Genomic DNA, 11,137 nt, shown 5'->3' with positions numbered 1-11,137 from the left:
GGAACGAGCCCTCCACCGCCAACATGGAGCACAAGCCGGGCCATCGCCTGCCCGGGGTGAGCGATCCTGACCTCTGTCCATGCCACTTGATTTCTCAACCGTGATGATACCTCTCAGAGTATCACCCAGTCTCACCAAATCGCCCGCCCGACCGGCGGGCAGGCGATGGCCCGGCGCCTTCGGCTTGTTCCGGGCTTTGGTTCCCAGTGATCAAGCGGCAGCAATGTCCCTGCGTAGCCGACACCCAACGTGTGTCCGCTTGCGGCATTTCGGAAGGGGTCAGTTAAGCTGTCCAGCCATGATGGAATTGGATGCCCAAGGGTGTCGGTTTGCGTGACCACCAGCACCCAGATCAGGGCCAGCAGGGCAATCATCACCCAACTGGCTGTGGTGATCCGGGGGGCGTCTGGCATGGGCTGTCCTTTTGCTCCTGCACTGATGGGCGCTGCCCGGTGCGAAGTCAAAGGCGAATGCTTCGATCCTGATCGAATGATGCCAGTCAAGCAAAGCCCGGTCGGAACCGGGCTTTGCAGGTGGGCGTGACGATCAGTTCTTGGATTTGTCGACCATCTTGCCGGCAGAAATCCAGGGCATCATCTCGCGCAGTTTTGCGCCGACCTGTTCGATCTGGTGTTCGTCGTTCATGCGACGTCTGCCTTTGAAGAACGGCTGACCCACGGCGTTTTCCTGCATGAAGTCACGCACGAAGGCACCGGACTGGATGTCGTTCAGCACCGCTTTCATCCGCGCCTTGGTCTCGTCATAGGGCAGGATGCGCGGACCGGAGACATATTCGCCATATTCGGCAGTGTTCGAGATCGAGTAGTTCATGTTGGCGATGCCGCCTTCATAGATCAGATCGACGATCAGCTTCACTTCGTGCAGGCATTCGAAATAGGCCATTTCCGGTGCGTAACCGGCTTCGACCAGGGTTTCAAAGCCCATGCGGATCAGTTCAACCAGACCGCCACACAGAACCGCCTGTTCACCGAAGAGGTCAGTTTCGCATTCTTCGCGGAAGTTGGTTTCGATGATGCCGGAGCGGCCGCCACCGATGGCGGAGCAATAGGACAGGCCGATTTCCAGCGCCTTGCCGGAAGCGTCCTTGTCCACGGCCACCAGGCAGGGCACGCCGCCGCCCTTGGTGTATTCGCCGCGCACGGTGTGGCCGGGGCCCTTGGGGGCCATCATGATCACGTCGATGCCTTCTTTCGGCTCGATCAGGCCGAAGTGGACGTTCAACCCGTGGGCAAAGGCAATTGCGGCGCCTTCGCGGATGTTGTCATGGACGTATTTTTTGTAGGTTTCGGCCTGCAATTCGTCGGGCATGGTGAACATGATCAGGTCGGCCCAGGCCGCGGCCTCGGCAATGCCCATGACCTTGAGGCCTTCGCCGGTCGCCTTGGCGGCGGAAGCGGAGCCTTCGCGCAGGGCGACGACGAGGTTCTTGGCGCCTGAATCGCGCAGGTTCAGGGCGTGGGCATGGCCTTGCGAGCCGTAGCCGAGGATGGCGACCTTCTTGTCCTTGATCAGGTTCACGTCGCAGTCACGGTCATAATAAACGCGCATATCGCTTGTCCTTTGGTTGGTGAGTTCTGAAGTGCACCATAGGGATGTTGGCACTGGTGGCCATTGATGTTTTATGTGTATTTGGGGAACAATGAAAAATGTTATTCGTGTAAATGGCTCAGAACGAAAAAATCATGCTTGATGATGTGGATCGGCGGCTGCTGCGCTATTGGCAGGCAGAGCCGACGCTGAGCCCGGCGGACCTTGGCCAGCGCTGTGGCATGACCGCAGGCAAGGCGGCGCGGCGCATCGCCCGGCTGGAAGAGACGGGCGTGCTGCGCGGGGTCGGGGCGGTGATCAACTGGGCCGCATTGGGCTATGCGGTCGAGGTGTCGTTGCGGGTGACGCTGGACAAGACCCAGGGCAATGCCTTTGACAGTTTTCTGGCCGAAGCGCGCCGGGTGCCGGAGGTGATCGAGGTGCAGACCTTCCTTGGCCGGGTCGATGTGCGGCTGTCGATCATCGCACGCGACATGGCGCATTATCAGGACATCTACCGCAGCCGTATCCTGACCCTGCCGCATATCGCGGATATCGAGGCGCTGATGCATGTGGCGCGGATCAAGAGGGAGGCAGCACTGCCGTTATGACCGATCTGGATGCCATCGACCGCAAGCTGATCCGCGCGCTGGCGCGGGACGCGCGGCAATCGGCCAGTGCTTTGGGCAAGCGGTTCGGCCTGTCCCAGCCCGCCACCTGGCGGCGCATCCGACGGCTGGAGGAGGCGGGGATCATCCGCGAGCGGCACCTGCGGCTGAATGCGGAGGCGCTGGGCTTTGGCGTGACGGTGTTTCTGGGTATCAAGCTGGCGATCAAGGGGCGCGTGTCGCTTGAGGATTTCGAGCGCGCCGTTGTGGCCATTCCCGAGGTGCAGACGGTGGAACATGTGCTGGGGATGTATGATTACCGGCTGCGGGTGGTGGCCCGTGACCTGCCGGATTTCGAACGTGTTCTGCGGCGGCGCATCATGACGCTGCCGGGGGCAGGAGAGGTCGAGGCGAATGTCCTGCTGAGCGAGGAACGCCTGCCGGGGCCGCTGTAGGTTCGTGCCTTCAGGCTGCGCGCCCAAGGGCGGCGGCTTCGAACGCGCGCAGGGCGTAGCGGTTCAGGGGCAGGCGCTGGTCGCGCTGAAGCAGGGCAGGGAAGGCGGCAGTGATCTCGTCCCGCGCGTCGGGTGCGATCACGTCAAGGGTCTGCGCACCGGGATAGAGGCTTTCTGCCGGGCAGCCTTCGGCAAAGACGACCTCATGGGCATCACAGAGAAAGTGATAATAGCTGACTTGCCGACAAGGCCGGATTTGGATGGTGGTGCCATTCACAAGATGCTTTGCCGCCACCAGCACCGCGTTCTGGCCGAACAGCAATTCGGCGGCGGCCCCGGTCATCAGCATGCGGTGGTTTTGCGAGACCACCAGCGGGCGGATATTGCCAAGGGCACCTGCGGCGATGTGCACTGGCGCATTGACGCCGGTTCCGGGCATCGTCTGTCCCCCGATCCAGCGGATCGGGCGGGGGCCGTTGTCCAGCGTGGTGACCAGATCACCCTCTGTCAGGGTTTCGACATACCGGGGGCCAGAGGGGGTTTCGATCAACGTGCCGCGCGCAAAGCAGATGCTCGCCAACACGTTCAGGTCGTCCGAAAAAAGACCGTCCGCCTGTTCATCGGGCGAGATGATGCCGTCGCCATTGACGTCGATGTCCTCGTTCGTCGCGATGCGCAGCGGGCCATTGGTTGCGGCCAGCGTTCCGAGGATATCGACGCCCGCGACCACCGCAAGGTCATCCAGCACCGGCGCGCCGGGGTCGGTCGAGACAAGGCCGCTGGCATCGAATTCCAGGTAGCGGTCGCCCATGTTGTTGCGCCCGGTGTCGATGTCCGCGCTGCCGGAATAGGTGTAGAGCGCGGTTTCGTAGTAATAATCCGTGGCGTTGTCATAGACCGTGATGCCGGTGATGACCGAGTCTGCGGTCAGCACGCCATCGACCGTGACATTGGTCACGGTAAAGACAATGATGTCGTCCGCTTCGAACACGGCGTCACCGCCATGGATCATCAGGTTGCCGCCCTTGGCGGCATTGGTGTTCGTGTGAGGGTCGCCTATGATGCTGAAACCATTCAGCAAAAGCGTTGTCTCTGCCATTTTTCCTGCCGCTCGAAAGGGTGTCTGTTGACGTTGCCCACAGGGGTCATTGCCCGCAATTAAGACAAAATAACGACAAATTGCGGCAACATTGTGTCACGTCTGGCTGCGATCAAAGCGTGGCGGGGCAAGTTTGGCTTTGCCAAGGGGCGGCGGCTTTCCTATGCAGGGGCGACGCAAAGCGGAGGACCTTTGATGGCATTGCTCGATACCGTGGACCCTGCGGGGCTCGATGAATTCTCGGTGGTCTTTACCGACCGTTCGCTCAACCACATGTCGGCGGCTTTCCAGCAGGTGATGCGCGACATTTCCGGGATGTTGCGGGAGGTCTATCAGGCCGACGCGGTGGCACTGGTGCCCGGCGGCGGCACCTTTGCGATGGAGGCGGTGGCACGCCAGTTTGCCCGCGGGGCAGAGGTGCTGGTGGTGCGCAACGGCTGGTTTTCCTTCCGCTGGAGCCAGATCATCGAAAGCGGCGATCTGACCGGAAATGTCACGGTGATGAAGGCGCGCGCGCAGGGCAATGCCCCTGCCAGCCCCTATGCGCCCGCCCCGATCGAGGATGTGGTGGCCGCAATTGCGGAAAACCGGCCGCAGGTGGTCTTTGCACCGCATGTGGAGACTGCGGCAGGCGTGATCCTGCCGGATGATTATATTGCCGCCATGGCCAGTGCCGCCCATGAGGTCGGCGCCCTGATGGTGCTGGATTGCATCGCCTCTGGCTGTGCCTGGATCGACATGCGGGCGCTTGGCGTGGATGTGCTGATCTCGGCCCCGCAAAAGGGGTGGTCGGCATCCCCCTGTGCCGGGTTGGTGATGATGTCCCAAAGTGCCGAGGCGCGGCTGGCAGAGACAAAATCCGACAGTTTCGCCATCGACCTGGCAAAGTGGCGCGCGATCATGAAAGCCTATGAAGATGGCGGTCATGCCTATCACGCAACCCTGCCGACAGATGCGCTGCGCGCCTTCCGGGACACGATTCTGGAAACGCGGGACTATGGTTTTGCGCGTTTGAAAGAGGCGCAGTGGCGTTTGGGCGAAGGGGTGCGCGGGATGCTGCGCGACAAGGGGGTTGTATCGGTCGCCGCCGAAGGCTTTGGCGCGCCCGGCGTGGTTGTCAGCTACACCGGCGATCCCGAAATCCAGTCGGGCCGTGCCTTTGCGGCGCAGGGAATGCAGATCGCCGCTGGCGTGCCCTTGCAGGTGGGCGAGCCCGAGGGGTTCAGCACCTTCCGGCTGGGGCTGTTCGGACTGGACAAGCTTTATGATGTCGATGCCACGCTTGCGCGGCTCAGGGCGGTGCTGGACAAGGTTTTGTAGCTGCTGGCAGAGGTGCCCGCCCGCGCGACGACCAGGGCGGCCTTAACGCACACCCAAACCCATCTGCATCAGCATCTTGCGCACAGGGGCCAACCCGTACAGCGCGTTGAGCCCGGCGGCGCGGGCGTCCCGGGCCAGCGGTGTGCTGGCCTGGCTGGCGCGGTTCAGCAGGTCGATGCCCCGCACCCGCAGTTGGATGTCGCTAAAGCGGGCCTTGTGATAGGCCTCCAGCATTGCCGCGTCGCCCAGTGTATCGGGGCGGGCCTGTGCCAGGTCCAGCAGGGTTGCGATATCGGTCAGCGACATGTTCAGCCCCTGCGCCCCGATCGGCGGCAGCACATGCGCGGCCTCCGCGATCAGGGCCAGCCGTTCGCCGGTCAGGCTTGCGGCATGCTGGCTGATGATCGGCCAGAGGTTGCGCGGCGTGACCAGCGTGAGCGGGCCGAACAGGTGGCAGGAGCGGTCCGACATGTCCTGCTCGAAATCCGCGACCGGCATCTCTGACCGGGCCAGCTGCGCCGGCCCGTCATCCATCCAGACAATGGCAGAGCACGGCAGACCATCATGATCGGGCAGCGGCACCAGCGTGAAGGGGCCGCCGCTGCGGTGGATCTCGGTCGAGACGTTTTCATGCGGGACCGGATGTGTCACGGCAAAGGCCAGCGCCTTTTGTCCGTAACGCCGGGCGGTGACGGCGATGCCCGCCGCCTCGCGCATCGGGCTGTCGCGGCCATCGGCGGCGATGACAAGGCGCGTGGTCACCCGGCTGCCGTCGGTCAGGCCCACGCGGGCCTCGGCCATGCGGGTGAACAGCGAGGTGGTGCCGGTGCCGGGTCTGAAATCCACGGACGGCAGGGCGGAAAGCCGCGCCACCAGTTCACGGCGCAGAAGCCAGTTGGGAAAATTCCACCCGAAGGGCGCATCCGAGATGTCGGCGGCGTCAAATTCACGGGTCACGCGCGGCTCTGCCTCCGCCCCACCGGCATCGACGATGCGCATGATCTGCAAAGCTGCGGCATGGGGGGCGAGTGTGTCCCAGACGCCTGCGTTCTCCAGCACCTTCCGCGCCGGCTGCAGCATCGCGGTGCTGCGCATGTCGGCGCCTTTGGCGTCACGCGCGGTCACGGGGGGGGCCGGGTCAACGCAGATCACGTCGAACCCGGCGGTGCCAAAGGCCGCTGCTGCGGTAAGGCCCGCAATCCCGCCGCCGGAAATCAGAATGTCGCAGTCAAATCCCATATAGGCCCTAGTCACCCGGACTCAAAGTTCGGTTCATTGAATACAGTTCTCAACAGCAGGTTCGCGCCCGACCCCGAGGGCGGCCCTCCATTTGGCGTAGCATTTCCATTTTTCCATACTGCGCAGCATCTTGCGAGGTCGGAGTTTCGCACCCGCCGTTTTGCCGGAGGCAAACCTGCGGTTTGACGGGGGCGGGGTCGGGTGCGAACCGGATCGCAAGCGATCCGGGCGCAGGAGGAAATGATGCGCATTTCGTTTCCGCCATACTAACCTTTCAGCAGGCCAAGGAAAGCGGTCAGATCGTCCGTATGGTAGTGAATATGCGCGGCATCGCGTCGCGCCGGGGCGACATGGACGGTTTTCATGCCCATGGCATGGGGTGCAATCAGGTTGCGCGGATCGTCCTCGAACATCGCGGCGCGGGCGGGGGTCAGACCGTCCAGCCCGAACACCCGGTCGAATGCGGCGCGGTCGGGTTTGGGCAGAAAGCCCGCGTGTTCGACGCCATAGACCGCATCGAACAGCCCGCTCAGCCCGCGCGCGGCCAGCACCCGTTCGGCATAGGGCGCGCAGCCGTTGGTGTAGACAATGCGCCGCCCCGGCAGGGCGCGGATATGGGCGGCCAGTTCCGGGTCTGGCGTCAGGCTGGCCATGGAAATGTCATGCACGTCATCCAGGTAGGGGGCGGGGTCCACGTCATGTTCGCGCATCAGCCCCGCCAGCGTGGTGCCATGGGTCTGCCAGTAGTGCAGGCGAAGGCGGTCGGCTTCGGCCTCCTGCACATTCAGGGTGCGCATCACCCAGGCGGTCATCCGCACCTCGATCAGGGCGAAAAGCCCGGCAGAGGGGGGGTACAGCGTGTGGTCGAGGTCAAAGACCCAAGCGTCCACATGGGAAAAGGCATCGCGCGTCATGTGCTTGTGTTAGGCGCTGCGTCGCGGTCCCGCAAGTCTTGCGCTGCGTCGCGGCCCTGCAAGTCTTGCGCTGCTGCGGCAGGGCGCTAAGGTGGCGCGTCAAAGAGGAAATCCACCATGCCGCCGCCCAAACCCGGATCAACCGATGCCTATTCCATGATCCTGGATGCCATCGACACAGGCATTTACCGCCCCGGCGACCGGCTGGTCGAAAGCGAGTTGGCGGAGAGGTTCGGCGTGTCGCGCACGCCCATCAGAGAGGCATTGCAACGGCTTGAAACCCAGTCGCTGCTGTCGCGCGACGGGCGCAGCCTGATTGTCGCTTCGTTGGATCACAACCAGACGGCTGAGCTCTATGTGGTGCGCGGAGAACTGGAGGGGCTGGCCGCCCGTCTGGCCGCGCGCCATGCCACGCCAGAGGAAATCCGCGTGCTGCGCGAGATGGTCAGCGCCGACGATGCGCTGGTGGGGGACCCGACGGCGCTTGCCCGGTCGAACCGGCGGTTTCACAAGCAGATCCACCTGGCCTCGCATAACCGCTATCTGGTGCAGCAGCTTGACCTTGTCTATCGGTCCATGGCGCTGATGGCGACGACCTCGCTTGCGGCAGAGGGGCGCGGAGAGATTGCCCAGGCCGAACACGACCGGATTGTCGCCTGTATCGAGGCGCGCGACGAGGGGGGGGCGGAGGAGGCGCTGCGCTCGCATATCTCTGTGGCCTTTGTCACAAGGCTCAAGCAGGAGGCCGCCCGGCTGGAGACGGAGGGCTGACAGAGGTCATGCCATGCGCTGTCTTGTCCCAGAAAAACGGGCTGACCACGAATTCATGCAGGGCTTTGTAGGCCGCCAGCGCGCCCATCGGAAAGTAGAATGGCGTGCTCAGCACCCAGCCCATCAGGTGCCGGTGGCGGGGGCCGGACACCGCCACCAGGGCGATGCACAGGTTCACGATTTCGGCCAGCGCAAAGAAACCGGCCATCAACCACATTGCCGGGGTGCCAAGGGTCTGTGACACGGGATGTGTCACGCCGAACAGGGTAATCCAGAAGGACCAGAGCAGCGGCGCGCAGGCAAATTGCGAAAAGGTGGCCAACAGCAGGGTCTGCACACCCCAGAACCGTTTCCATCCCAGATCGCGCAGCAATTTCCGGGGGCGGCGCATGTGGACGCACCAGGTGATCAGGAACCCCTTGAGCCAGCGCGAGCGTTGCCGCACCCAGGGCCAGGCACGGCAATTCGCCTCTTCATAGGTGACGGTGGGCAGCAATTCGGTGACATAGCCATGCCGGGCCAGTCGCACACCCAGATCGGCGTCTTCTGTTACGTTATGTGCGTCCCAGCCGTTCAGCTTTTCCAGGATGTCGCGGCGAAAGAACAGGGTGGTGCCGCCCAGCGGGATCACCATCCCAAGACGCGCGATACCGGGCAGGATCATCCGCCACCAGGTTGCGTATTCGATTGTAAAACAACGGGAAATCCAGTTCGTTCTGCTGTTGTAGTAATCCAGGATACCCTGCAGGCAGGCCACGTTTTCCGGTGCGTTCTGGAACCGGGTCACCACACGTTCGATCTGGTCGGGCTCCGGCGCGTCCTCGGCATCCCAGACGCCGATGATGCTGCCCTCGCAAAAATCCAGCGCGTAGTTCAATGCGCGGGGTTTGGTGGTCAGCCCATCGCCCTTGGGGACTTCGATCACCGTCATCCATTCCGGGATTTGCGTGCGCGCGATGGTCTGGCGCGTCAGGCGGTCCTCCTCTTCCAGGACCAGGATCACGTTCAGCAGCGACTTGGGGTAGGTCAGCCGGGACAGCCGGGCGATCAGGGCACCCGCGATTTCGGTTTCTTTCAGCAGCGGGACCAGGATGGACACGCGCGGCAGTCTGAACACTGTGTTGACGGCAAGGCGGTCTGGCGGCTGATCAGTCATCATATGAGACAGCTGCGCGCAGAAAGCCGCGAGCTTCAGCCCGGTGCTGAGCATCAGTGTGACAAAGGCCCAGAGCAGTGCCACCGTCAGGGTCCAGAGCGGGGCAAGGACCAGCGCGGCACCGATCCCCGCGCAGATGGCCCAGGCGACGTAATGGCGGGTCCTGCCTGCGCCCTGCCTGCTGCGGCAGCTTTCCACGGCGGGAACCCGCTGCGCCGCCTTCAGCGCCAGTTCCGGGCCATAAAGCAGACCGATCTGGCGCTGGATCTGGGAGGCATCCGTGATCACCGGCAAAAGCGCCAGACCGTCGGTCCCCATGCAGGCCCGCAGCCTGTCAAATTCATCCGGGCGGCTGGTCGCGACCATCAGAATGCCCCCCACGCGCATCCAGGGCACCACGCGAAAGCGCAGGCACAGGGCGGCGGGCAGGTCGCGCGTCACCGCGCGGTCAGGGGGATCGACGGTCAGATCGACCCGGTGCGCGCGAAACTGGGCGCAGAGCGCGTCCAGAACTTCGCCGCGTTCGGCAAGCCCTTCAGCCACCAGGATTTCGCCCAGTGGCGCGTCCACGCGCGATTGCAGATCAAGCGCATGCAGCAGATCGCGGGTTTCGATCACGCCCGCGTCGATCAGGTGGCGTCCAAGGGGCTTGTCGGGCGCGGCGGGATGCGCGGCGGTCGCTTCGGGCCAATACAGGCGTAGGTTGCTCATGCTTTACCGGCCCGAATGTTTCGACTTCGGACAGGGTATGGATGAGCCGGTTAAGGCAGCATTAACGGAATATTAACAAGAAGTTAACGGAGCAGGGCCGATCAGGCCTCCGCCGTGACCGGGGTGCGTTCCGCCATCGCGGCAGCAAAGCGTTCGAACAGGTAATAGCTGTCCTGCGGGCCGGGCGAGGCTTCGGGGTGGTGCTGCACGGACCAGACCGGGCGGCCATCCAGCCGGATGCCGCAGTTGGACCCGTCAAACAGCGATACATGGGTTTCCACCACGCCACCGGGCAGGGATTGGCCATCGACCGCGAAACCGTGGTTCATCGAGGTGATCTCGACCTTGCCGGTATCGTAGTCCTTTACGGGATGGTTGGCGCCATGGTGACCGTGGCTCATCTTGACGGTCTTGCCGCCCAGCGCCAGCGCCAGCATCTGATGGCCCAGGCAGATGCCAAAGACGGGCAGGTCTGTCTTGTCCAGCACGTCGCGGATCATCGGCACGGCGTAGGTGCCGGTTGCCGCCGGGTCGCCCGGACCGTTCGACAGGAACACCCCGTCGGGCTGATGTGCCATGATGTCGTCGAAGGTGGCAGTGGCGGGCAGCACCGTCACTTCGCACCCGGCAGAGGCCAGACAGCGCAGGATGTTGCGCTTGGCGCCGTAGTCCACGGCCACGACCTTGTGCCGTGGCGCGTCTTGCGTGGGGTAGCCGTCGGGCCAGGCCCAGCGCATTTCATCCCAGCGGTAGGATTGCGCACAGGTCACGTCCTTTGCCAGGTCAACGCCTTCCAGCCCGGCAAAGGACCGGGCTGCGGCAATCAACGCCTCGATGTCGAAATTGCCGTCCGGGTCATGGGCCAGCGCCGCATGCGGCGCGCCCAGGTGGCGGATTGCACGGGTCAGGCGGCGGGTGTCGACACCGCCAATGGCGATCCGGCCGCGCGCCGCCAGCCAGTCAGACAGCGGCTGCACGTTGCGCCAGTTGCTGGGGTCGGTGGGCATCCATTTGACCACCATGCCGGCGGCCACGGGATCGCCGGTTTCGTCGTCCTCGGGGTTGGTGCCAACATTGCCCACATGCGGGAAGGTAAAGGTCACGATCTGGCCCGCATAGGACGGGTCGGTCATGATTTCCTGATAGCCGGTCATCGCGGTGTTGAAGCACAGTTCAGCCGTTGTCTGGCCGGTGGCACCAAAGCCCATGCCGTAAAATAGCGACCCATCCGCAAGAGCAAGGCAGGCGGTCGGGCGAGGGGGGGTGGGCGCGGACATCGGGGCAGCCTCCGAAACGGGATGTGGCAGGGTAAACGG

The 11,137-nt window shown here is 63.7% G+C and carries 11 protein-coding genes; 4 read left to right on the top strand and 7 right to left on the bottom strand.

Features of this window, described 5'->3' with window-relative positions:
- Window positions 1-131: 131 nt before the first annotated feature.
- Together A8B82_RS01735 and ilvC are read right to left on the bottom strand one after the other, a co-directional pair.
- Window positions 132-413, bottom strand: coding sequence for a hypothetical protein (locus tag A8B82_RS01735; protein WP_067287579.1), 282 nt, complete (start codon window positions 411-413; stop codon window positions 132-134).
- Window positions 414-546: 133 nt separating this feature from the next.
- Window positions 547-1,569 (bottom strand): ketol-acid reductoisomerase, encoded by a 1,023-nt coding sequence (gene ilvC / locus A8B82_RS01730; RefSeq protein WP_067287576.1) that lies wholly within the window; start codon window positions 1,567-1,569, stop codon window positions 547-549.
- A 134-nt stretch (window positions 1,570-1,703) separates the two neighbouring features.
- Between ilvC and A8B82_RS01725 the strand changes: the two genes are divergently transcribed.
- Together A8B82_RS01725 and A8B82_RS01720 are read left to right on the top strand one after the other, a co-directional pair.
- Complete coding sequence (locus tag A8B82_RS01725) at window positions 1,704-2,159, top strand: Lrp/AsnC family transcriptional regulator (protein ID WP_067287652.1); 456 nt, start codon at window positions 1,704-1,706, stop codon at window positions 2,157-2,159.
- Window positions 2,156-2,611, top strand: a complete 456-nt coding sequence (locus tag A8B82_RS01720) for an Lrp/AsnC family transcriptional regulator (protein ID WP_067287574.1) — start codon at window positions 2,156-2,158, stop codon at window positions 2,609-2,611. The genes A8B82_RS01725 and A8B82_RS01720 overlap by 4 nt, the downstream gene beginning before the upstream one ends.
- A gap of 10 nt (window positions 2,612-2,621) precedes the next feature.
- Here the strand turns inward: A8B82_RS01720 and A8B82_RS01715 are convergent, their stop codons facing one another.
- The gene (locus A8B82_RS01715) at window positions 2,622-3,710 is read right to left on the bottom strand and encodes a Hint domain-containing protein (RefSeq protein ID WP_067287571.1); all 1,089 of its coding nucleotides are present in this window, start codon (window positions 3,708-3,710) and stop codon (window positions 2,622-2,624) included.
- A 195-nt stretch (window positions 3,711-3,905) separates the two neighbouring features.
- Between A8B82_RS01715 and A8B82_RS01710 the strand changes: the two genes are divergently transcribed.
- Window positions 3,906-5,030, top strand: a complete 1,125-nt coding sequence (locus A8B82_RS01710; protein WP_067287568.1) for an aminotransferase class V-fold PLP-dependent enzyme — start codon at window positions 3,906-3,908, stop codon at window positions 5,028-5,030.
- A 42-nt stretch (window positions 5,031-5,072) separates the two neighbouring features.
- On the opposite strand, the gene A8B82_RS01705 is transcribed toward A8B82_RS01710, so the two are convergent.
- Window positions 5,073-6,269, bottom strand: a complete 1,197-nt coding sequence (locus tag A8B82_RS01705; RefSeq protein ID WP_067287566.1) for a UbiH/UbiF family hydroxylase — start codon at window positions 6,267-6,269, stop codon at window positions 5,073-5,075.
- A gap of 266 nt (window positions 6,270-6,535) precedes the next feature.
- Window positions 6,536-7,183 (bottom strand): pyrimidine 5'-nucleotidase, encoded by a 648-nt coding sequence (locus A8B82_RS01700; RefSeq protein ID WP_067287563.1) that lies wholly within the window; start codon window positions 7,181-7,183, stop codon window positions 6,536-6,538.
- A gap of 117 nt (window positions 7,184-7,300) precedes the next feature.
- Between A8B82_RS01700 and A8B82_RS01695 the strand changes: the two genes are divergently transcribed.
- Window positions 7,301-7,954, top strand: coding sequence for a GntR family transcriptional regulator (locus tag A8B82_RS01695; RefSeq protein ID WP_067287561.1), 654 nt, complete (start codon window positions 7,301-7,303; stop codon window positions 7,952-7,954).
- On the opposite strand, the gene A8B82_RS01690 is transcribed toward A8B82_RS01695, so the two are convergent.
- Window positions 7,917-9,821: a glycosyltransferase family 2 protein gene (locus tag A8B82_RS01690; protein ID WP_067287558.1), complete on the bottom strand. Its 1,905-nt coding sequence runs from the start codon at window positions 9,819-9,821 to the stop codon at window positions 7,917-7,919. The genes A8B82_RS01695 and A8B82_RS01690 overlap by 38 nt on opposite strands.
- A gap of 101 nt (window positions 9,822-9,922) precedes the next feature.
- Window positions 9,923-11,098: a glutamine-hydrolyzing carbamoyl-phosphate synthase small subunit gene (gene carA / locus A8B82_RS01685; protein WP_067287556.1), complete on the bottom strand. Its 1,176-nt coding sequence runs from the start codon at window positions 11,096-11,098 to the stop codon at window positions 9,923-9,925.
- Window positions 11,099-11,137 lie beyond the last annotated feature (39 nt).

Origin of the sequence: Sulfitobacter sp. EhC04, from assembly GCF_001650875.1 — a bacterium.
In the GTDB taxonomy this organism is placed as follows: domain Bacteria; phylum Pseudomonadota; class Alphaproteobacteria; order Rhodobacterales; family Rhodobacteraceae; genus Sulfitobacter.
This window is presented reverse-complemented; position numbering and strand designations above follow the sequence as displayed.